This window comes from Mesorhizobium sp. WSM4821 (assembly GCF_055901555.1).
On record NZ_CM148371.1, the window covers coordinates 7,235,888 to 7,257,557 of the forward strand.

The following is a 21,670-nucleotide window of genomic DNA, read 5'->3' on the forward strand; positions in this document are numbered from 1 at the left end:
ATGGTCGCCGGCAAGCTTCATGGGCGCTGGCGCGGTGAGGCGAGAGCGATCAAAGTTGCAGGCGATTCTGTCGATCAGCACGATCGGCAATGCTGTCTTGCCGCAAGGGGTTGTCGGCGCCAGCCTGGGAGAGCGCAGCCGACAGAGCTCATGCACAGCCTCCTCGTTCGACGAAGTCATCCCGGTCGATTGGTCGGCCCTTCCGATCCAGAGATCAACATTGTAGCGGCAGCAGTGCAGCCGAGAATTGAACAAGCGGCCCTTGAAGGCATCATCATGCAGTCCGAAAAAAATACCCATCTGCCTGCCTCAACAACGCTCGCTCCCTTCCGAAACCGGGTGTTTCGCTCGATATGGACGGCCACACAAATATCCAGCCTCGGCTGGCTCGTGCAAACGGTGGCCATCAGTTGGCTGATGGCCACGATTTCCGCTTCGGATCTGATGGTTGCACTCGTGCAGGCTGCATCCACCTTGCCGGTATTCCTCCTTTCAATCCTGGCCGGAGCCATTGCCGACAACTTCAGCCGCCGATGGGTAATGTTTGCGGGGCACTGCCTGATAGCATTGGCATCAACGACGCTGATGATTTCTGTGGGTCTAGGATTTGCCGGTCCCTGGCTAATTCTCGGATTGGGTTTCCTGGCCGGCTGCGGCTTTGCCTTGAATGATCCGGCCTGGCACGCTTCTGTTGGCGACATCCTTCACAAAAGGGACATCCCGGCCGCGGTCACCCTCATGTCCGTCGGATACAACACGGTCCGCAGCATAGGACCGGCCTTGGGGGGCATGGTCTTGGCGTTCTTTGGACCGCTGGCCGCTTTCGCCTTGGCAGCGCTGAGTGATCTGGCGCCCCTAAGCGCAATATGGCGTACTCGATGGGATGTTCGCACTTCCCCTCTCCCTCGTGAACGAATGACGATGGCAATTCATGACGGAGTGCGCTTCACGGTGATGTCCCTGGAGATCAGGGCAGCAATTGCCCGTGCAACCCTTTTCGGCCTGGCAAGCATCTCCATCCTTGCATTGCTGCCTCTGCTTGTCCGGGACCAGCTGAAAAGCGGACCCATCATCTACGGCATCTTGCTGGCCGGCTTCGGGATGGGTGCTTTCATCGCGGGCATGAGCAATAGCTTTCTGAGGCGGGTCACGTCTCAAAACAGGCTGGTGTCCTTCGCCTCCGTCGCTTGTGCAGCATGTTGCCTTTCGCTTGCACTCACATCATCGATCCCTGTGGCGGCGATTTCGCTGGCACTTGGCGGCGCGGGTTGGCTCATCACCTGGACTGGCATCGACGTGTCGGTGCAGCTGGCAAGCCCCAGGTGGGTGGTCGGCCGCACATTGTCGATCTACTACGCGTTGAGCGCAGGCGGGATGGCGGCGGGCAGCTGGATCTGGGGTACTGTCGCACAGAACTACTCCTTAGGCTGGGCCTTGGAGGGCGCCGCAGGCGCTTTGTTGCTGGTTGCAGCTGCGGGAATACTGTTTCCGGTCGGTCCATGGGAGGAAACGGATCAGGAAAGTTCGGATTTTCGGCCGCCTGAGCTGGCACTCGACTTAAAGCCCAGAAGTGGCCCCATAGTGGTGAAAGTGGAGTATCGTATATCTGAAGAGAATATCGAGACCTTTCTGGGCTACATGCGCGCAAGGCGGCATGTTCAGAGCCGTGCTGGTGCGCGTAACTGGACACTGCAGCGAAATCTTCAAACGCCTTCGATCTGGACAGAGACATTCCGCACGCCAACCTGGATGGATTTTCTTCGCCTGAATCATCGGCTCACGGCAGCGGATAAGGAAATCGGTGATCATCTCCTGTCACTGCATGATGGGGAGCGTCCGCCTCACACAGTGCTTTCCATCGAACGCACGACTGAGGCAGCTCGTACCCGTTCCCCGACACTCTTTTCTCGCCCCCCCAGGTGACGACCTCCAAGAGCGATGCTCAGCCTGCGCCGACAAGAGAGCGCCACGAGCAGCAGCGGCCAATTTAAATTATCGCGAAGCCAGCTCGTCGGAATGGCACGTCGCTTGCTGCTCCGCATGGAACGCACCCTGCTAGCCCACTAACAGCGGAGATGATTATGGCGATTGATTCACAAGGGCTGCCCCTCCCGTGTGCCCGAAGAGTTTGGCCGAACAGCCGTGTGGAAGCGGGGCGGTAGGCGTTGTGACGTCTATTTTTAAGCCGGACGCAGGTCGATCCTCACTTTTGTCGGCAGAAGGCAACCCAGCACAGCGTTTCTTCCGTGTGTCGCACCATTGTCGAAGCAGTACGTCCTCGCGCCAGACAAGACGTCGATTTCCTTATGCCAATATCAGACGGCAACTCACCTATTCAGCGGGGTTCCGCATTCCTCAGATCGCAATGAAGAACGCGATCCCCTTTTGAATGGAGAATCCAGAATGAACGTGAGCAGCCTTCTTCTCGGCTCGGTTGCGGCCCTGATCTCCGTTTCGGTGGCTCGCGCGGCGGACGAAAACTCCGCGTCGGATCGGACCGAACATGTCCACATCTGCGACGTCTACGGTGCAGGCTACTTGCATGTCCCCAACACCGACACCTGCCTGCGCATCGGCGGCTACGTCCAATATGACGTCGGCATCGGTGGTGTCCCTTCGCATGAGGGGGCAAGAACATCCAGTGCGAGAACCGGGGAGGCTCAGGGCAGTTGGCGAAACAACACGCGTTTCACGTTCAAGACTTGGACGCGCCAGGAAACCGAAATGGACCACTGAAGACCTATACTGAAAGCCGCCTGAACTTCGGCAACCGCAACCCTTATCCGGGTCCGGACAGTGCTCAGAACCAAGCCTTCGACAGTGGCGCCAAGTTGGCTTCCGCCTGGATCCAGCTTGGTGGTCTCCGAGTCGGGAAGGACGAATCGGCCTTCGACACATTTATCGGATACACCGGGAACGTCCTCAATAACGCACTTGTTCCGTATGGCGACTTCGATCAGTACTACATGGATACCGTCAATGGGTTTTCGGCTGTGGTTTCACTTGAACAAGGGGCGAGTGAGGTCGGTTTTCTCGACAGCCATGTTCCCGACGTCGGTCTTAGGCGTGAGACAGAGGCCGGGGAACTGCGCTCTCTGGGCGATCCGCAAGGCGGCAGAAGCGCATTGGTCTTGAGGGCTGGTGGTCGCCGGCTTTCGCCCTTCGGCGGGCGGTTCAGCCAGTTGTGCAGCCCGGATGGCGGGCAAGAGGGTCCCGCTCGCTGCAGGGCAGCCAGAAACGGGGCTGTTCGAGACCGAGCGTTTCGAATTGCACCTGGCGAAGCGCACGCAGGGTCCTCGAGCTTTCGGCGCCGGAGACGGCGGGTGAAGGGAGCCCCGGGACGAGAACGCGTTCAGTGTCATTGCTGCGCAATTTGGGCGGCTTGCCTTTCGCGATGTTCGAACGCGTCGGTGAGCTATCGAGTTCTTGGTGGGTCATCCCAAGCGCCCGCCCCTCCTCTCGCCAATGGCGACCACCCTCTCGACGTCTGCGAGCTTTTGGGCAAACGTTCGGCGACGAGGAGCAGGTCTTGTTCGTTCCGCTGGGCGTCGACGATCTTAGTCAGAGCCTCTTCAAAGCCCAGAACAAAAAAGGTCATGGCGTAAGCACCCATAGCCACCGTGGGGTCTCCTTTTTCATCTTCAAATAGGTGCTCTTTGCGATGCCCACTCGTTCCGCCATCATCATCACAGTCAGGCTGCATTTTTGCGGGCGAGCGCAATGTCGGCCCAGACTCTGGGAGGCAATGTGTCGGTCACTGTCGAGCGCATCTTTGTCTCATAAAAACGGCCTTAACTCATTTTAGGTCGTTTACATAAGCCCGAAGCCGGAATGTGTCGGTATTGGCAAAGGCTGTCGGCATCGGGCGAAAGTGTCAGATTCCAAACATACGAAGTTGTCCCAAGCTTTGATTCTCGTGCTCAGCCTGCGCCGACAAGAGAGCGCCACGAGCAGCAGCGGCCAATTTAAATTATCGCGAAGCCAGCTCGTCGGAATGGCACGTCGCTTGCTGCTCCGCATGGAACGCACCCTGCTAGCCCACTAACAGCGGAGATGATTATGGCGATTGATTCACAAGGGCTGCCCCTCCCGTGTGCCCGAAGAGTTTGGCCGAACAGCCGTGTGGAAGCGGGGCGGTAGGCGTTGTGACGTCTATTTTTAAGCCGGACGCAGGTCGATCCTCACTTTTGTCGGCAGAAGGCAACCCAGCACAGCGTTTCTTCCGTGTGTCGCACCATTGTCGAAGCAGTACGTCCTCGCGCCAGACAAGACGTCGATTTCCTTATGCCAATATCAGACGGCAACTCACCTATTCAGCGGGGTTCCGCATTCCTCAGATCGCAATGAAGAACGCGATCCCCTTTTGAATGGAGAATCCAGAATGAACGTGAGCAGCCTTCTTCTCGGCTCGGTTGCGGCCCTGATCTCCGTTTCGGTGGCTCGCGCGGCGGACGAAAACTCCGCGTCGGATCGGACCGAACATGTCCACATCTGCGACGTCTACGGTGCAGGCTACTTGCATGTCCCCAACACCGACACCTGCCTGCGCATCGGCGGCTACGTCCAATATGACGTCGGCATCGGTGGTGTCCCTTCGCATGAGGGGGCAAGAACATCCAGTGCGAGAACCGGGGAGGCTCAGGGCACCTGGCGAAACAACACGCGTTTCACGTTCAAGACTTGGACGCGCCAGGAAATCGAAATCGGACCACTGAAGACCTATACTGAAAGCCGCCTGAACTTCGGCAACCGCAACCCTTATCCGGGTCCGGACAGTGCTCAGAACCAAGCCTTCAACAGTGGCGCCAAGTTGGCTTCCGCCTGGATCCAGCTTGGTGGTCTCCGAGTCGGGAAGGATGAATCGGCCTTCGACACATTTATCGGATACGCCGGGAACATCCTCAATAACGCACTTGTTCCGTATGGCGACTTCGATACCAACGTGGCTCAGTACTACTTGGATTTCGCCAATGGCTTTTCAGCTCTGGTTTCACTTGAACAAGGGGCGGGTGAGGTCGGTTCTCTCGACAGCCATGTTCCCCACGTCGTCCTAGGCGTGAGACAGACGCAGGCCGGGGGCGCAATCACCGGCGTCATCGCTCGTGACAGCAATTACGACGCTTTGGCCGGCAAGGTCCGCATCGACGTCAATGTCACAGATGACCTGTCGCTATTCGGTATGTTCGGCTACGGCTCCGTTGGCAATCTCAACGACGACCCAACCAAGGCAGTAGCCGCTCATGGTCGCGGCTTCTACAAGAATTGGAGCGGCGACTGGGCTTTGTGGATGGGTGCCACTTACACGCTCGACGAGAAAACGTCGTTGAACCTCCAGCTCTCTGGTGATCAGCTCAGGAACTCCGGACTGGCTGCAAACGTCGCCTATATGGCCATTCCAGGTTTCACAGTCACAGCCGAAGTCGACTATGCCCACTACGCCAATCTCACTGCCGTCGGCCGTTCCGGCATGAATCCGACACACGGCAAAGCGGACAGCCTCGGCGGCGTACTGCGATTCCAAAGCTCGTTCTAGCGCAACGAATCTGAATGTCGGGGGTCCGAGTGGTGACCTCGGTGTCCGGCCTTGCGATGTTCAAGACGTCGTCCCGGAAGATCATGCCCGGAATTCCTTGCTGGACTTCATAGCCTGCTCAGCGAGGCTCCCACCGAGCGCTCAGTAATGCCACTCAACAGCTGGTCCGGGACATCTTTCGGCCCATATGAATCCCGGTTGTGCTACCCCCATTACGATGAGCTGCTCGATAGCTCGAGCTTCGCCGGCGGCAAGAACGGTAGACACCTGGACGTTCCCTCCAGGCACTCGTCAAGTTTCCTCAGTGGTTCAGGATCAGCTTTCGGCGGGCGTCTTTGCAACATCAGTACAGTTCACCAAGAACCTGAGTTGCCCATGAACATGGCCGACCACGCAGCGGACCGCCCAGAGGGGCGCAAGCCTCGGGGTCCTGATGTCGCATTCGCCGAGATATGGCGGACACTCCGATGTCAACCGGTGTCCTCAGCAGCACCGCAAACTGGGCATCAATGCATCCATGTCGTGGATGTTCTTATCGAAGCAATCGATTTTTCTGGCTGTCCAATGATGAATATGAAGCGTCACTTGGCGTGGTGGGCGCCATCGGAGTCGTTGCATGGAATCGCTTGCCCAGTGCGGCCAGGGTGCCGAGGCGATCTTCGGTGGGGGCGACCATCTGATCTGCGACGCAACGGCAATCGGCCGTCGTGGAGACAATGGCTTCGGCCAAGTAGCTGGGACCATCTGCCGGGTGAAAATCACTGCACACCGTATGTGGTGGCGAGCACGGCCGCGGGACTGTCCTATGTCGGTCAACCCGAAGCAGCGATGGCGGCGGACCGAACTGTTCGGCTGCAAATTGCGACGACGTCGCCCACAGCCTCGACCGCAGTTTCTCGGCCAGCGCTAAATTGACGTGTTGAGAGGAGCCAAGCCAATATGCACCGTCGTAATCTGATCAAGGGGTTCATTGCGCTGGGTGCGTGTCCTATTTGCGCTGAAGCCGCGCGGGCGGCCAGCACCGAATGGGGATGTGCAGGCCCGGTCGGACCCGAACAATGGGGGCAGCTGGACAAGACGAATTTGGTCTGCTCGGCGGGCATGCAGCAATCGCCGGTCGATATCAAGGGCGCGGTCAAAGCGGATATACCCCACATCGCCATAGGCTGGCACAGGGGTGGCGGCAGGATGATTAACAACGGCCACACCATTCAAACGAACCTGCCGCAAGGCAGCACGCTCACTCGGGGGGATCGTGTCTATGAGCTGCTACAGTTCCACTTCCATGCGCCAAGCGAGCACCACGTCGCAGGCAAGACTTTCCCGATGGAAGCGCATTTTGTCCATAAGGACCGCAACAGCGATACTCTGGGTGTGCTGGGCGTGTTTCTGACGCCAGGCGCGACAAATGCCAGTTTTGCCAGGCTTGCTGCAGCATTTCCAGCAACGTCGGGCGAAGAGGCAGCGGTCGACAATGTTGACCCGAACGGGCTTCTGCCGGCTTCGCTTGGCTACTGGACATATGAAGGATCCTTGACATCACCACCATGCACGGAAAACGTCGACTGGATGGTGGCGACGGAACCGGTTGAGGTCGACCCAGCAGACATGGAGCGATTTACCTCGCTATATCCCCGGAACGCGCGCCCTATCCGTTCACCCAATCGGCGCTTCATCCTGGGCCTCAGCTGAGGGTCCCTGAAGCCGCGAAGGGGCGAAGCACCGCCTGCGCGTTGTATTCATCTGCTTCCAAGACCGCAACGATGTGCTCCGCATCGCGGGGGTCCCTTGGACGCTCATTCGCGTTCTGGAAGCGGCTCAAAACCAAGTTTTGGCAACGGTGTTGAACCGTTCTCATAAGGGGAGAGGTAGGCGTGGCTTTCTTATTCCAGCAGCATCCGGCCGCCTACCGAATCCGTGGCGAGCTGGACTGCGGGTTGGACCTTCGCAAGGCGTGCACCGCGCATCAAACGCCGTTTCCTTGGGAAACACGGCTCAGTTCCGACAAAGCAATTGTAATCGCCCTAGCCGCCTCGACTGCGCTCTTGGTCGGGACGCAGGGGCAGCCTCCGCAGATCAACGACGCGATCCTAAGCCAACTGCGAACGATTCAGATCAACGATGCATTACTCCGGCGCGACGTCGCCCGCGCCCGGACGGATATGGTCTTGGACTCCCGGTCGGTTTCTTCTACCGGACAGGCATTGCAAAGGAATCGTGAAAACTTGCAACGCCCTCCCGAGGTTTCGCCCGATGAGAGCTCCGGGCAATCCAGATTGCGCGCGCAGCTCATAAACTCGATCGAAAACAAAGAGGCTGCCGTCTCAGCCTTGGTCAAGCAAGATCAGCTTGTGCAAAACTTTCTTGCAGATCTTGCTCGCTCGCTTGGTCGCCTTGGGGGGGCATCGTCGCGCAGGGTTGCACTGTCTAAGCTGATCGCGTTTTCGGCCGAACCGGGGCTCACCCTTGCATCACAGATGGATCAGCCTCCCGACCAATTTGCTCCGAGCCAGGCCCGGGCTGCCGCGGATGCTTTGGGCATTTTCCGCAGTCTCCTGTCTTGTTTATGGAGGTTGGACCAAGCTGCCAATCAGATCGCATCCCTCGACACGTCCTCCAGGGCCGCCGAACTGGAGCGAGAGCATCTGAAAGGCTACAACTTGGCCAGCGCGCAAGCGCAGCGTACGCGATTTTCCTTTGGCTTGCTGTCCATATGCCTCTGCTTGTTTGCGATCATTCGTTCCTCCAGGCAGCATCTGCGGATGAACCGGCTGAAAAGGCGGTTGCAGCTTGAAGAGGCAATGCGTGAGATCGAATCTCGCTTTAACGATAGCAAAGCAAAGAACGCCGCGGCGCGCTTTTCCACCGAAGCAGCGCTTAGAGTCGTGCAACGCGTTTTCGATGCGCATCAATGCGCGCTTGCTCTGGTGGATCCGAGTCTCAGCAGGCAGACTGAGTGCTTTGTGGCGAACACGTGCATACCCGTCTGGAACGTGGCGCTTATTGAGGAAGTCGTTTCACTTGTCCGTGCCGGACGACCAGTGTTTCGCGTCGTTTCGGCGGCGGAAATGGTTCGGACCGCCCTAGGTACTTCCGGTGTTTGTCAAATTGTTGCTTGCAGGGCCTCCGATCAGCAGGCTGTGGTTTGCATCCTTGTTTTTGAACGAGATCGCTCACTCCCCTCAGCAGACGACCTGCGGGTTCTTGCCAGTGCCATTGTGCGTTTGAGCAACCATCTTGAAATGCAACGTGTAAATACCGAACGCGACCTTCTGGTGAGTCGATGGGAGCATGTGGAAAGGCTGAGGACCGTCGGCACGATCGCAAGCGGCGCCACACATGAGTTCAACAATATTTTAGGCGCGATAATCGGATATTCAGAAATTGCCCAAGGTCTGGTGCGTCGCCCCTCCAGAATTCGGAACCACATCGACCAAATCATCTTAGCTGGACACCGAGCCAAGCTGATCGTTGACCAGATCTTGTCGCTCAGCCGAAACCGAAAGCGCGTTGCAGTGCCTTTCAACGTCTCCGAAATTGTCATGGATCTCGCGTCATTGCTGCGGGTTACAGTTCGTGCGGATGTTCAGTTGAACTTCAAGATCAACGAGTGGCAAACGATGGTCGAGGGCAGCCCAACCGAGATGCAGCAGATCCTCATGAATCTGTGCAAGAACGCGTCGGAGGCTGTCTTGAACGAGGGCCGTGTCGAGGTTAGCGTTTCCCGCGCTCAGGTGTGCCAAACCAAGCCGCTGGCTCAGGGCACCTTGAGACCTGGAGATTACGTTCTCCTCTCCATCAGCGACGATGGCCCAGGAATCGCAAGTTCGATACTTCCGCATGTCTTTGAGCCCTTCTTTACCACGCGCTCTCTCGTCGGCGGGACCGGGCTGGGTCTTGCTGCGGTTGACAGGCACGTGAGCGCGCTCGCAGGATGCCTTGACGTCACCTCGGCTGTTGGCCAAGGGACGCGGTTTGACATCTACTTACCGGCCTGCGAGGAGAAGCCAGTCAGCGCAGACATCGCTTTCGGTCCATACGACGGGTCACTTGGCAACGGAGAAATCATTGCAGTCGTGGAGCCCGATCCAGCAGAGTTGGAGATCTACAAGGACAAGATCGCCGCGCTGGGTTATAAGCCCGTCGGCTTCGCGACCTTCGAAAGTCTTTGCGGCTGGACCGAGAGCGGGAAGGCAGCCGACCTGCTGATCTTGGGTAAAATGCCTTTCCTGGAGCGAGGACAGGCCGAATCCGTATGCCCCACCCTGATGACGGTGCCTGTCATAGTCGTGGGCGAAATCGACCCCATGCCGGTCACATCTGCCAATCAGGCCTTCGTCCTTTGGCTAGCGAAGCCGGTTTCGTCCCGGACAATGCAGCATGCGGTTCGTACAATGATGATGGCATGATCCCGCCGACTCGATCGGGCTACCCAAGCAATCCGAGAAGACCGTCAAAAGGGCATTGGAGCAGAACAATGACGCGTCACATCACCGACTTATCGATCCCGAGACGTTTCCTTAGTGCTTATTGAGAAGGTCGGCTACGGTCTCTCCCCGTCGCCGGGCATCGGCGGCGAGCCATACCTCTCCCACCTCATACACGTCGCCTTGGGTACGGAACGGTACGATGACGTCAATGGCAGCCGACAGCATGTCAAGAAGCGTGCGGTCTTCCACAGCGGCTCCTTGCGCGCTGCTCTTGACGAGTGAAAAGAGCTTTTTGAAACCTTGGACCGGATCAGCCCCATGAATCGTTGATATCGATCCTGCATGGCCGGAGACGACTTCACTAAGGTAGGCCCAAGCGGCATCATCGCGCATCTCGCCAAGCAATATTCGATCAGGGCGCATGCGCAAGCTGGCTTGCAACAGTTGCTCGGCCGTCACTGTACCTGCGCCTGCCCGGTCCTTTGGATAGAGTAAGCGGACATGGTTCTCGTGCGGGACTGCAAGTTCGAGCGTGTCCTCGATGCTGATCAACCTCTCATGCGGGGGTATAGCGTTGATCAAAGTCTTGCTCATTGTCGTTTTGCCGCTTCCAGTTGGTCCGCAAAGCAGCATCGTGAGCCGCCCGCAGACGCAGGCTCGCAAAAATTCCTCCAGGTCGCCATGGTCGTAGTGCTGAAGAATCGTTTCGTCCTGCCGCTCTTGGCGCTCTTTTCGTGACCGCCATTGATTCCAACGCGAGTATTCGTAACGAGAAGAAACTTCCTTGAGTTCGGTCACACGACTTGAGGGACGCCGTATCGTCAGGCTTATTGTTCCTGAGGGTACAGCGGGCGGCAAACAGATCTGCAGCCGCTCTCCGTTCGGCAACTCAGTCGCACAGAGGGGGCTTTGGGGTCCGACATCTTGCTTGCGCAGCGCTCCGGCGAGGATCGCGATGTCCTCCAGATCGTCATAAGACAGTGGCAGCGCGTGTTTCGTGAACACGCCGGCCTGTCGGACAAAGGCTTCCCCAGGCCGGTTGATGGCGACCTCTTCGGTCCTTGGCTCCTCAAGCCATTTCAGAACGGGCTCGAGAAGCAAACGCAATTGAGGATCAGCCTCCGATTGCATTGTTGTCTCTCCGGCGTTCGCGATGTTGGGGGGACGGCGCCACGGCAGTCGCTCTAAGATCGTATACATCGGAGAAGTCGAGGTCCCGAGCCACAAAGATGGATACGGCGTCACCCTGGTTTTTCTTCAAGGTTGGGGGAAGGTTGATCGTCGCTCTCAATGTCGTCTCGACGGCTTGTCCACCATTGCTCTGGAAGCTGTTGATGCCGCTTCCTCCGCCAGAGCTGGCCGCATATTGACCAGCCGCCTGAAACGCGCCTTGGATGACACTCATGAGAATCGCTCCGCCAAAGCGTTCCCGGAAGTGATTGTCCACCGTGCCAGGCATTCCGGAGCGGCCGAGCTCGTCAGCGCCCGGCGATGCTATCGAAACGAGGGCATGGTCAGGTGTTTCGATGCGCGTCCACAGCACGAAGACACGCGCATCCCCCTGCTGGAGACCGTGCTGGATCTCGCCAATCACGGTCGTCCCACGATCCAAGAGCACGACATTGTTGGTGGCGCCGCGGACGGCTTTAGGTAAGACGCACTTCACATAGCCGGGCAAATTTGTGTCGACCGCCGTTTGCAAAATGCATGGAATGATCGTTCCTTGAGTAATCACGAGATCAGGGTGCGGCAAAAGTGTGGCCCGGCTCGACTCCTGTATATCTGGCTTCAACCGGCCTGACAGATCGCCACCGCTTGAAATCTCATCCGGTGTCGTGGGAGCATCCTTATGGTCGTCTTCGCTCCGCTGACCGTCTTTGGGCATTTGACTGCTGCTACTGTAGGCGAAAATTGGTGTTTCCTCTGGCGGCGCATCAGCTGGCGCCGTTGGGGGCGGCGTGGATGGCGCAAGATCTGCCGCCTGCGCCGCCTCTGCCGGTGCTGGAGGTTCTGGAGCAACCTCGATTGGCACGGGACGGAATGGCTCGGCGTTGGCGACAATTGGCGGTTTTGGCTGAGATGGTTCGTCTTGTGTGCTGGAACGACCTCCGAGCCAGATGAGCGATAGAGACGAGATCAGAACAAGAGCAGCGACGACCAACTTCTGTGATCCCGAAACATGCCGGCGGGCCGGCTCCGAGACCATCGATCCGGATGCATGGACATCATGTCCCGCCTGTGGGCCGGTTTCATTCATCGTCCCGAGCCTTTCAAAACGCGCCACACGTCGGGTGTCACTGTACCGGTCCCTGGCGCTCGTCCCACAGGGTCATAAGCCCTGTTGAAAATGGACAAGACCGTGTTGCCATCTCTCAGACGCCATTCCCGGGCGACGGCGGATACTTCAACATAGTCGCCTTTGACCGTGTAATTGGCAGCGGCTTCCTTGCCGTCGGGATTGATAATGTACAGGGAGGGTATGCGGGAATTGCTTGCGAAGCCAAATACGGTCGTAAAGCCATTATCGAAAACTTCCAGCGGCGCCAGCGATCGATCGCCCTTTGCGACATAGTGAAAATTGCTTTCGTCTGGACTGGCAGTTGCGGCGGGCCGATTCAACAAATCCTGAACTCTCTCGTCTTGCAGCACTTTCGCCCGGGCTCGGCCAAGACTCCAGCGCCTTTCTGCTTCCTTTCTCTGAGCAGCAGCCTCATCAGCAGGATAGGTGAACTGCACACTGTAGTATAGGTCTGGTTGCTGCTCATCGAGTTTTGGCATCTCTTTTGTTGAAATACTGAAGACGTATCTGCGTGTACCGGACTCGCTCTCGGCCAGCACGACGACCGGCTGCGGCGACAGCATCCGGCTAGCCTTGAAAAAGAGATAATTGGCGCGCGGGAGCGCAGCCAGGTCCTTGCTATTGGAAACGGCCACGGCTGCGACGGTCTCGTTGGCCGCGAATGTGACAACCAGCGTTGCCCCAACTGCGGTCGATAGGCGCACCACTTCGTCGGGACGGTAAGTCAGGTAGCGCATCCGCGCATCATGCTTGCCGGCAAGCGGCGTGTCTTCGGCGCACGCTTCCATCGTTAGGAAGAGTGAACAGGCCAGCGCCAGAAATGCTCTTTTTGTCATGGCTGCACGTCGCCCAGGTTCGATACGGTATCTTCCGAGGTTTGATAGGAGGTGACGAGTAGACCTCCCGGATTGGTGAGCCTCGATTGCCCAGGCAGACCCGTCAAGCGCTCGTAGCGGATGGTAGCTGTCCAGGAGGTCACTATCGGTGTCTGCCCATCAACAACAAGCGTACGTTTGTATCGGATCTGCTGAACGTCGGGACTGATGTCGTTTGATGAAATATGCCCGACCTCGAGCTTGCCGCGCTTGCCAACCGTGACCTGCGGCGAGGTGGGATTGGGATAGTTGAAGGAATCTTGATATTGCTGTTGCACAGCCGGTGCGCTGAAACTGGATACGAGGTCATAGGCGTATTGGGCTGTATCTGCCGTGTAGCCCTCGCGCAGGCGTACATATTCCCACAGCGAAGCGTTTATGACGGCTCGGTCTTGAGTTGCGGGCAGTCGAGAGATTGACACTTCGCTGTCAACGGTCCCGTCCGGCCGCACCCAGAGGAACACAGGTACGAGCTTGGCCAACGGGACCATGGCAGCGATGGTAAATGCCTGGGCAACATTTCCTAGGACCGCCACTGCCGCAAAGGCTACAAGGGCCTTTGACAGGCGCCGCGCAGACTTCGCTCGCGAAGTTTGAAACGCTTCCACCTTCTTGTAGTGGGCGGCTAGCGTTTCTCTCTCCACCAGAAGAGCATGTTCAGGAAATTTCACTTGGGCTCTTCCGCGCACTCGACCTGAAGATCCTCAGGGGTGGTTTCCCATTGTCCGGCGTTCAGTTGGAATGGCGTACCCGTGCAGGTCGCAAGCCGATCGGTTGTCTTGCAGGCCGCCAAAGCGAGGATTGACAACAGTAGATAGCGTTTCATGTTTTTGGCACCTGTTATTGATTAATGACGCGCCGTTTTGGCAAAGTAGCGGTTGAGGTTGTTCAGAGATCGGTTCTCGCCTGCCCAAGAGCCGCCGGCGATGCTGCTGGCGATCGTCGGAAGCGCGATGATCAGAGCGTCGCCAGCCAGGAAGAGCATGTCGAGCTCGTAAAGCCCGATGATCTTGGCTGCTGTCGTGGACGACATTTTGATCATGATAATCATGCCCCCCAGCGCGACTGCTTCGGCAGCGATAACTATCGTTGCAACGATGTTGAGGAGGAGAAGCAGCAGCCCGTACGAGAGCAGTTGGCCGATCCATCTGGTGGCCATGTCTCGCGTGTGATCGAAAAGATAGCCTACAAGGACCAAAGGGCCGATCGTCAAGAGCACCTTCGTCAGAATTCCCACGGCATCGTAGATCTCGAACGCTGTCCACATCGAGCCGTAGAAAATCCATTGCGCTCCCTCGAACGCAAGTATGTCCTGGCCGTTCATAGGCCCAATTTCGGAAGCAATCATCTGAAACGCAAACTGGCTTGAAGCAAACATCAAGTCGAGCTTCCCGGGAATATCGACGAATGGCAAGTCGCTGCTACTTATCTGGTGAGCAAACCTTGGAATCGTGTCGTCGAAGAACGCTTCAATGTAATGCTGGTAGTTGGACTGGTCTAAGATAAGGGCAACGACAATCGACACCATGATTACGCGCGAGATACCCCCGCGCGCATCGACTTGACCACGCATGACCAGACAGCCTTGGATTATTATCCAAAGCGTCACACACGCAACCAGAGGCGCGCTGACCGCCTCTTGGATTTTTTCAAGCACGTTGTGCAGCCCTGACGTAAAGGCCACATCAAAGATCGTGTGTATGGCCGTGAATGGCGCGGGAATCCTGAAACTCATGGCCTGAGCCTGATTTGTCCCTGATCAGCGCAGCTGAGCCGGATGAACTCTGCGTGGTTCACGGGAGGCTGCCGAACATTTTGGCGGTGTCCCGGCGTTCGCGACGCTGCGTGGCAGCCTCCTCCGCGGCGTGAAGGCTCGCTTGTGCAGTGGCCATCGTCAGCAGACTCGTGGCCTGGACATTCTGAATGATCGCATCGTGAATCTGCTTGAGGACCAGACCATTGGTCACTGTGGCCTGCACGATATTTCCCGAGCGGGAAAGCTGACCAAGCGTGTCGGCGTTATTCTTAAGGCGCCTGTCCATTACGCCCATAGTGTCGGCTGCGAGAGCTGCGGTATTGGCGGCACCAGAGATCTGTGCCTTTAACAGTTCCGCTTCTGCATCGGAGCCGGTGACTGTCCGATTTGAGTCCCCCGCAATGTTCCACGCCATGGTCGAAGCTGGCTTCCCACCATCAAACATCTGCTCCTCCAGCCTATTGCTGGATGGGTAGTGATTTCCTTGGTTGAGTGCGCCCAACAGTCCCGTGACAGCAAATGACGACGTCAGCATCTCCACCATTTCGATCGTAGCAGCGAGCGTTTGGGCTGACTTTATAAGGATCGCCGCAGTGGAACCCGCTGTTAAGGCCGATTGTGCTTCCGTTAGCGGATCGCTGACAATAAATTGCGACCGGGCCTGTGTGCTAAGCAGAAAGGAAGCAGCGAGCGTCGTCGCTGCAATCTTGGCAAATCTCATGAATAGTCCTCCGTCAGTCTTGAACTTCGTGGTAACGAGCCATGAACTCGTCGAGCCACGCACTTGGGGCATCTCCGTGCTGCTCACGAAGCTGGTCGGCAAAGCGCACGGTGTTGGCACGCCCCGAGAGTACGGCTACATGCTCGCGCATCTGGCCGAGATCGAATTCGCAAACAACACTCCCGCTGTCGCGCTTGAGCAAAAACTTGCGGCTGCCAATTGCGATTCCCTGGCGGATTGCCTCGAACTCCTGCGTGGTGCACTTCAAGCCATCGACATACGCAACCCGGTCCGCCGTCGGTGATGGGTAGAAAATCTTCGTCATGCATTGCGCAACGAGACTGGCTCCGAGCGGCGATTCAAGCACGTGTTCAGGCTGCTGCGTTGCGAGTATCAACATCCCATTATTCTTGCGGACGGTAAGCAAGAACTTGTCGATAACAGCCGAGAACTGGGGGTTGAGCAGATAGAAGCGAAATTCGTCGCAGCTCATGACGAACCGACGGCCATCGACAACAGCGCCCACGCGGTGCAGAAGATATGCGGCGGCCGGCGCGCAGACTTCCTCAAATTCCAGGAGCTGCGTCATGTCGAAGCCGGTAATGGAGGCATCCAGCTTTACTTCATCGGCATCGCCGTCAAAGGCCCATCCAAGCGCATTCCCTCGACACCAGCGCTGCAGCCGTGCTCCTGCGCCCTCGGAGGGGCCGTGCAGCAGAAATTCGCGCAGGCCCGCAATTGAGCGCATGACGGGTTCGAACGAAAGTTGACGAACAATGCCACGCTCCAGTCGACGGCTTTCCTCCGGCGAGATCGGGCCACGGCCGTCACTCTCGATCAGGGCCATCAACCACTCGCGCAGAAAGTCCAGCGAGGCGGAGGTGTTGTCCAGTCCACGCAGAGGGGCCAAGCCGCTCGGAGCGCCTCTGCGCAACGCTAGATATGTCCCTCCGGTGGCTCGCACCAGCAGTTCACCACCCCGGTCCTTGTCGAAAAAGACGATCGCACCATCGCGATCCACCACGCTTTGCTCAAGCATCGCGAGGATAAACGTCATCAGCGTCGTCTTGCCTTTGCCGACGGGTCCGAATATCGCCGTCATACCGACGTCATTCTCATGCGGGATGTAGTCGAAACAAGTTCCACCGTTCGTGCGAAAGCGCGCAACAGCTTTGCCCCAGTGGCCGGAAGTGGAACCACTTGGAAAATTCTCAAAAGAGACAAGCCCGGCAAAATTGTGCGAGGTGATCGCCCCGGGGCGCGTGCGCCACTTCTTGTTCCCCGGAAGTTGGGACCAGTACGCGGCCTCCATGCCGATACCCTCTTGGACAATAACGGCGCCAGTGTCGGCCAGCCTTGCGCGGGCATTTGCTGCGCGATCTCCAAGGCTGTTGAGGCTTTCGGCATAGACGCACAGGCTCAAATGATGTGAACCCATGACGAACTCGTTACTTGCCAGTGCGTCCTCTGCTTCGGCAAGTTCATTGATTTGGGTGAGAGCCTTGTCGCCGGCGCTCGTCATCTGGCTGGACTTAAGGCTGAGCTTCGCATGAGCTTGTGGCCGAGTGAGGAAGGAAAAGCTCTGGCTGAGCACAAGCGGGAAGTTGGCGGACAGCAACGGATTTAGCATTCCTGGCCGCGTCGTCGCCGGATACTCACGCAACGAAAACAATGATCCCACGGAGCTATCCCCGGGTCTTCGAATCTCAAGCGCCCGCTTTCCGCATATGACTTGGTCAGTGTAGATCGAAGCGCCAAGTGAGCCGGTAACCATCGGAACCGGGAGAAACCGGCAAGTCATGATCAGCCGAAGCGCCTCACCGATTTCCGTGAAGAGCACGTCGCCTTTCTCACGAACACCCAACCGGCGCAGACCGTAACCGCCGAGTGACCCAGCAATGATCTGCCAGAGGTCCTCCAGGGTTCGTATTTGTGCGGCCAGATCGTTGTCATTGCGCCTGGGGGATTTGGCAATGCGCCAGCCGATCTTGCCGATTGCGGTGCGAGGGAACACGATGACAGTGAGGAAGTGATCGTTGCGAAACAGCTTGCCCGACAGCACCCGGCTCTCATAGGCCTCGCTCAGACTGCCAGCGAATGAACTTTGAAACTGGCGCGATGCCGGCTCCGGCACATCGTTGTTTCGCACAAGATGAGCGTACAGCGTGACATTGTCATCGGCGATGTTGCGCAAGAGCGTGTTGAACGCGCGGCAGCGCGAGTTGCGCATCTCAGCGTCTTCCAAATCGAACGGCTGCCCGTTCACATGTGCCATGGCCATGATCGATCCGTCTTCCAGAAGGACAACCTGATCGCTTAGATGACCGACATAAGGAAGATAGATCTCGCCAGATCTCTCGGTCCGGCCACTGGCGCCAAACATTACACCATTCCTCTTCCGCGTTTCGGCACTCTGATCGGATTGGCGCTGACGCTCGCGCCGCCCCAGACCGGCCCGTCCACGCTTCTGCCGGCGGTCTGCAAATAGAGGAACGCGACGCTTGCGGCGTTATAGTCACGCTCAACAATCAGCCGTGCTCCGAACCACAGTGGCACGAGCACGACTTCATAAAGTGGGTTCTTAAGGATGATGATGACGAGCCCCGCCAACATCATAATCGCTCCGGCCAGCGTTAGCGGCACCCCCAGAAAAAGGGCGGGGCGTGTCGCCGCCACATAGAGGGTGCTCACTTCCAACCGGTCGCTCATCAGCCGCCGCCTATGAGCGCCTTGCCCAGGAAGCTGGCGCCAAACATGATGACGATTCCTCCAACCACGCCCGCAACGAGGCCAAGTGAAGCACGACCGAACATCCAGGAGATGCCGATGGCCACGAGTCCGAGCACAGCCAGCGATTGTCCGAAGGGGCCAAGGATGAAGGTGCAGATATTCTGGACCATCGTGGCAGGATCCGTCCCTCCGGTCACCTGGGCCGCGGCTGGCCCGCTGGAGAAGACCGTCCACGCGACGCCCGCAGCAGCGGCCGGTACATATTCAGCCGCCATGCGCAACATGGAAAAAGGCGAAGGAACACGCGTTTTAAGCGCACGAAGTATTTTGAGTGGCTTCATCATTGTATCTCCATGATTTCAATCGAATACGAGTTTGTTCGGGTTCGAGGGTTCCCGCTCTTCCGCAGCCTGGCTGCCTGTCGGACCGGAGGGATCGGCCCTGGAGCGGTTTGGCTGATAGGAGCCCCAGATGTCCCACGAATTTTGGTTGGGCTGCTTTCTAGTGGCCTGTTGGCTCTGTTGGAGCAGAGGCGGCACGGCCTTGCGACCGGGCGCCTCAAGATGTGGCGCATCGCGAGCGGTCGACTCCAGCGTTGGCTCAAGGTGACTTGAGATGTCCTTTGCGGCCGACTCGACCTTGCGTACATAACCGTTGGCGAAGCCACGCGTGACGTCGCCCGTGTTATAGGCCGAGATGGCACGGCGAAGCGCCAGTTGCTGCGCCGGAGCAGTCGCGCCGCCGGCATACCGGCTTTCAAGCAAGTGGGCGGCAGCCGAAAGGGAGGCGCAGGGCTCGAAAGCCTTTTCCGGCGTGAGACTTAGCGTGGGAAAGTTCTTGCTGTTTATCTGCATCAATCCAACATCGACAGAATGTTGTGCTTCGAGTCGCTCCTTGATGCCCCGCGTCGCTTCCAGGTGGTCTATCCAGCGAAGCTGCTCGCCTGTGGTGTTGTCATGAGCCACCAGCGTTTCAAAGCCACTTTCAATCTTGGCAATCGCGGCGAGGGTGGACGGCGCAACCCAGGGAGCGCATTTGCGCGATAGGCTGCGGAACTCACGGGGCGAAAGTGGCGCGGGCTCGGCTGGGAGCGACATGGATGTCAACAGGACAATGGCCAGCGGCCAAACTGCAATAAACATTTCCTATCACCTACCTTTCCAAGCCGCCGTGCGGGCTCTGGCCTTGTTCGGCACGCGCTTATCGGGGAGGTTTGTTACTGCGTGATGTTCAAGTTCAGCTTTTCGGTTTCAATTGAAGGAAAGACCGTGTTGGTGTCCACATGAGTGAGCAGCTTGCGCATGCTCGGGTGGCGCGGGCGCGATCAGCCGGCTACATCCAAAGCATTTTGGCCCGTCCCGACGATCCGTTGCTCCTGAACGTAAGCCGCGGCTTCGGCGTCATGGATGGTGATGGGGTCGTCTGCGGGCGCCTGAGCAAAAGCAAATGGAAACTCGGCGGCTTACCCGGGCTGCGGGTGCCGTGGGTCAATTGAACAGGAGAACCGAGAGGCGCCAAGCTGCCCAAGGTTGCGTATGCTGCGATTTGCTTTAAGGGGATAGTCATGCGCGGGCCTGCACGGTCAGGTCATCGACACCGCGAGCTCATCCGCGAAGCTAGGCCCAAATCCCCGGCGCGAGGGTCAATTGGAAGACGTCGGGGCACAGCTCAGCCTGGTGCGAGCCTGATTCAGCTGTTCGGCCGGCCGCCACAGGGGATCATGTACAGTCCACCGGCACATGACCGCACGCCATCGGCGGCGTCCGACGGCGCAATCGGCAAGCATAGTGACTGGTTCAAAGGGAGTGTGTGCATTCAACTGAGAAATGTTAGCTCGGTAGCCGCAACCGACCTGCCGGTCGCGCGCACGGGGCTTTGCGCCGCCGGCTGCCTCGGAAGGACCCGCCGTGGGCGGGAGACCCCGCCGCCTCTACAATCAATCAAACGCCGCGCTGCTCCACCGCGTCGGAGCCGGACACTCGACCGGTTTGGTTTCGAGATGATCCAGCTCAGCAAGCGCCAGAACTGCGACGCCGCTAGGACATGGCAGGCAGCTGGGCGTCCGTGCGGTCGAAGTCGAGTGGTTTGACAGGCCTGCATTCGACCTCGAATCGATAAAGCGAATGAGGCCATGGCAGGGTCATGCCGGCGCTTGGATCGGTCTGGTCGCCACGGGCTGCTTGGTGCGGTCAATTGGCTGTGGATGAAAAGACCAGGACGAGCAACGGCCTCACATTGGCCGCACGCCACGGCGAGTGGTAAGCAAGGGACAGCTGTTCTGCATCGGTACCCCAGGGTTGCTCGGCAACAGCTTTAGACAGGGATTCAAAATTGAAGGTGAGCCGTTGAAACATGTTCTTGTCATTGACGATGATGCCGCAATGCGACGCCTCATCGCCGAGTATCTCAGGATGCATGCCTTGAAGGTGACCGCAGTCAACGATAGCAAGCAGTTCAACTACGTTCTATCCCATGAGCCTGTCGACCTCGTGGTGGTTGACCTCAATCTAGGCCGGGAGGATGGACTTGCGATCGTCCGCAATCTGGCGACAAAATCAGACTTACCCATCATAGTGATCAGCGGCGACCGGCTTGATGAGGCGGAAAAAGTCGTTGCACTGGAGCTCGGAGCAACTGATTTCATTCCCAAGCCTTTCGGGCTGCGCGAGTTTCTGGCCCGCATTCGCGTAGCGCTACGCCAGCGCCTTGCCAGTCCGCGAACGAAAGATCATCGCTCGTTCCGGTTTGGAGCCTGGAAGCTCAGCGTCAAGCAGCGGCGGCTAATCTGTGCAGAGCGTGGCGAGGTCAAGCTTACCGCATGTGAGTTCAATCTCTTGATCGCGTTCCTGGAGAACCCCCGCAGCGTACTATCCAGAGAACGGCTTTTGCTCGCGAGCCGTGTGCGTGGAGAGGAGGTCTACGATCGAAGTATCGATGTCCTGATCTTGCGCTTGCGCCGAAAGCTCGAGGCTGATGCGGCCAATCCTCGCCTGGTCAAGACGTGTCGTGGTGCGGGGTACTTCTTCAACGCTGACGTTGACGTCAGCTACGGAGGTAGTTTGGCCGCGTGACAGGAGCTAGCAGACGAGGCTGATCAAGCGAAAGCAGCGTTCTCAGGCCACAGGCTTCAGCTCGGGCGCCCGGGTGTAGGCAGGCGCAGGTCGTGGATCTGGCTGCTTGGATGGCTGTCGACGATGCTGCTGAGGACGTCGGCGAGATAGCCGAGTGGCTCGACACGATTATGCTTGCGGGTTTCGATCAGCGATGCATGACTGCCCCAGTGTTCGGCATCGCCGTTCGAGCCAGCGAAGAGCGCGTTCTTTCTT

17 protein-coding genes and 1 pseudogene are annotated in these 21,670 nt (G+C 58.0%); 7 read left to right on the forward strand and 11 right to left on the reverse strand.

Annotated features, from left to right (window positions below):
- The first annotated feature begins 276 nt into the window (after nt 1–276).
- The 5 genes and pseudogenes from AC0NID_RS35250 (at nt 277) to AC0NID_RS35270 (ending at nt 9,942) form a co-directional block, all read left to right on the forward strand.
- Nucleotides 277–1,923: an MFS transporter gene (locus tag AC0NID_RS35250; RefSeq protein WP_473458221.1), complete on the forward strand. Its 1,647-nt coding sequence runs from the start codon at nt 277–279 to the stop codon at nt 1,921–1,923.
- A 480-nt stretch (nt 1,924–2,403) separates the two neighbouring features.
- A pseudogene (locus AC0NID_RS35255) lies at nt 2,404–3,605 on the forward strand (porin).
- A 776-nt stretch (nt 3,606–4,381) separates the two neighbouring features.
- Nucleotides 4,382–5,533 carry a porin gene (locus tag AC0NID_RS35260; RefSeq protein ID WP_473458170.1) on the forward strand — a complete coding sequence of 384 codons (1,152 nt, stop codon included), beginning with the start codon at nt 4,382–4,384 and terminating at the stop codon, nt 5,531–5,533.
- Between the two features lie 939 nt (nt 5,534–6,472).
- A complete protein-coding gene (locus AC0NID_RS35265) occupies nt 6,473–7,225 on the forward strand; it encodes a carbonic anhydrase (protein WP_473458169.1) in 753 nt (250 codons plus the stop codon).
- Between the two features lie 182 nt (nt 7,226–7,407).
- Nucleotides 7,408–9,942: a two-component system VirA-like sensor kinase gene (locus AC0NID_RS35270; protein WP_473458168.1), complete on the forward strand. Its 2,535-nt coding sequence runs from the start codon at nt 7,408–7,410 to the stop codon at nt 9,940–9,942.
- 111 nt (nt 9,943–10,053) lie between these two features.
- On the opposite strand, the gene virB11 is transcribed toward AC0NID_RS35270, so the two are convergent.
- The 11 genes from virB11 to AC0NID_RS35325 form a co-directional block, all read right to left on the reverse strand.
- On the reverse strand, nt 10,054–11,094 hold the full coding sequence (gene virB11, locus AC0NID_RS35275) for a P-type DNA transfer ATPase VirB11 (protein WP_473458167.1): 1,041 nt from the start codon (nt 11,092–11,094) through the stop codon (nt 10,054–10,056).
- The gene (gene virB10, locus AC0NID_RS35280) at nt 11,078–12,220 is read right to left on the reverse strand and encodes a type IV secretion system protein VirB10 (RefSeq protein WP_473458166.1); all 1,143 of its coding nucleotides are present in this window, start codon (nt 12,218–12,220) and stop codon (nt 11,078–11,080) included. Before virB10 ends, virB11 begins: the two co-directional genes overlap by 17 nt.
- Nucleotides 12,217–13,098 (reverse strand): TrbG/VirB9 family P-type conjugative transfer protein, encoded by an 882-nt coding sequence (locus AC0NID_RS35285; RefSeq protein WP_473458165.1) that lies wholly within the window; start codon nt 13,096–13,098, stop codon nt 12,217–12,219. The genes virB10 and AC0NID_RS35285 overlap by 4 nt, the downstream gene beginning before the upstream one ends.
- Nucleotides 13,095–13,808 (reverse strand): type IV secretion system protein VirB8, encoded by a 714-nt coding sequence (locus tag AC0NID_RS35290; RefSeq protein ID WP_473458164.1) that lies wholly within the window; start codon nt 13,806–13,808, stop codon nt 13,095–13,097. The genes AC0NID_RS35285 and AC0NID_RS35290 overlap by 4 nt, the downstream gene beginning before the upstream one ends.
- On the reverse strand, nt 13,805–13,963 hold the full coding sequence (locus AC0NID_RS35295) for a type IV secretion system lipoprotein VirB7 (protein ID WP_095814513.1): 159 nt from the start codon (nt 13,961–13,963) through the stop codon (nt 13,805–13,807). The genes AC0NID_RS35290 and AC0NID_RS35295 overlap by 4 nt, the downstream gene beginning before the upstream one ends.
- A gap of 21 nt (nt 13,964–13,984) precedes the next feature.
- Nucleotides 13,985–14,872 carry a type IV secretion system protein gene (locus tag AC0NID_RS35300; protein ID WP_473458163.1) on the reverse strand — a complete coding sequence of 296 codons (888 nt, stop codon included), beginning with the start codon at nt 14,870–14,872 and terminating at the stop codon, nt 13,985–13,987.
- A gap of 58 nt (nt 14,873–14,930) precedes the next feature.
- Complete coding sequence (locus AC0NID_RS35305) at nt 14,931–15,614, reverse strand: TrbJ/VirB5 family protein (protein WP_473458162.1); 684 nt, start codon at nt 15,612–15,614, stop codon at nt 14,931–14,933.
- A 13-nt stretch (nt 15,615–15,627) separates the two neighbouring features.
- Nucleotides 15,628–17,997 carry a type IV secretion/conjugal transfer ATPase VirB4 gene (gene virB4, locus AC0NID_RS35310; protein WP_473458161.1) on the reverse strand — a complete coding sequence of 790 codons (2,370 nt, stop codon included), beginning with the start codon at nt 17,995–17,997 and terminating at the stop codon, nt 15,628–15,630.
- The gene (locus AC0NID_RS35315; RefSeq protein WP_473458160.1) at nt 17,997–18,323 is read right to left on the reverse strand and encodes a type IV secretion system protein VirB3; all 327 of its coding nucleotides are present in this window, start codon (nt 18,321–18,323) and stop codon (nt 17,997–17,999) included. The genes virB4 and AC0NID_RS35315 overlap by 1 nt, the downstream gene beginning before the upstream one ends.
- Entirely contained in the window at nt 18,323–18,628 is a 306-nt protein-coding gene (gene virB2, locus AC0NID_RS35320; protein ID WP_473458220.1) for a pilin major subunit VirB2, read from the reverse strand. The genes AC0NID_RS35315 and virB2 overlap by 1 nt, the downstream gene beginning before the upstream one ends.
- A gap of 75 nt (nt 18,629–18,703) precedes the next feature.
- A complete protein-coding gene (locus AC0NID_RS35325) occupies nt 18,704–19,486 on the reverse strand; it encodes a type IV secretion system lytic transglycosylase VirB1 (RefSeq protein WP_473458159.1) in 783 nt (260 codons plus the stop codon).
- A gap of 140 nt (nt 19,487–19,626) precedes the next feature.
- On the opposite strand from AC0NID_RS35325, the gene AC0NID_RS35330 reads away from it, so the two are divergent.
- Together AC0NID_RS35330 and virG are read left to right on the forward strand one after the other, a co-directional pair.
- Entirely contained in the window at nt 19,627–19,839 is a 213-nt protein-coding gene (locus AC0NID_RS35330) for a hypothetical protein (RefSeq protein WP_473458158.1), read from the forward strand.
- 850 nt (nt 19,840–20,689) lie between these two features.
- The gene (gene virG, locus AC0NID_RS35335; protein WP_473458219.1) at nt 20,690–21,415 is read left to right on the forward strand and encodes a two-component system response regulator VirG; all 726 of its coding nucleotides are present in this window, start codon (nt 20,690–20,692) and stop codon (nt 21,413–21,415) included.
- Nucleotides 21,416–21,670: the final 255 nt, after the last annotated feature.

Excerpts from the sequence above, each read along its gene's own strand:
- AC0NID_RS35265 (WP_473458169.1), top strand. The coding sequence starts at position 6,473 with ATGCACCGTCGTAATCTGATCAAGGGGTTCATTGCGCTGGGTGCGTGT.
- AC0NID_RS35260 (WP_473458170.1), top strand. The coding sequence starts at position 4,382 with ATGAACGTGAGCAGCCTTCTTCTCGGCTCGGTTGCGGCCCTGATCTCC.
- AC0NID_RS35305 (WP_473458162.1), bottom strand. The coding sequence starts at position 15,614 with ATGAGATTTGCCAAGATTGCAGCGACGACGCTCGCTGCTTCCTTTCTG.
- AC0NID_RS35300 (WP_473458163.1), bottom strand. The coding sequence starts at position 14,872 with ATGAGTTTCAGGATTCCCGCGCCATTCACGGCCATACACACGATCTTT.
- virB10 (WP_473458166.1), bottom strand. The coding sequence starts at position 12,220 with ATGAATGAAACCGGCCCACAGGCGGGACATGATGTCCATGCATCCGGA.
- AC0NID_RS35285 (WP_473458165.1), bottom strand. The coding sequence starts at position 13,098 with ATGACAAAAAGAGCATTTCTGGCGCTGGCCTGTTCACTCTTCCTAACG.
- AC0NID_RS35250 (WP_473458221.1), top strand. The coding sequence starts at position 277 with ATGCAGTCCGAAAAAAATACCCATCTGCCTGCCTCAACAACGCTCGCT.
- AC0NID_RS35325 (WP_473458159.1), bottom strand. The coding sequence starts at position 19,486 with ATGTTTATTGCAGTTTGGCCGCTGGCCATTGTCCTGTTGACATCCATG.
- AC0NID_RS35295 (WP_095814513.1), bottom strand. The coding sequence starts at position 13,963 with ATGAAACGCTATCTACTGTTGTCAATCCTCGCTTTGGCGGCCTGCAAG.
- virB4 (WP_473458161.1), bottom strand. The coding sequence starts at position 17,997 with ATGTTTGGCGCCAGTGGCCGGACCGAGAGATCTGGCGAGATCTATCTT.
- AC0NID_RS35330 (WP_473458158.1), top strand. The coding sequence starts at position 19,627 with ATGAGTGAGCAGCTTGCGCATGCTCGGGTGGCGCGGGCGCGATCAGCC.
- virB2 (WP_473458220.1), bottom strand. The coding sequence starts at position 18,628 with ATGTTGCGCATGGCGGCTGAATATGTACCGGCCGCTGCTGCGGGCGTC.
- virB11 (WP_473458167.1), bottom strand. The coding sequence starts at position 11,094 with ATGCAATCGGAGGCTGATCCTCAATTGCGTTTGCTTCTCGAGCCCGTT.
- AC0NID_RS35315 (WP_473458160.1), bottom strand. The coding sequence starts at position 18,323 with ATGAGCGACCGGTTGGAAGTGAGCACCCTCTATGTGGCGGCGACACGC.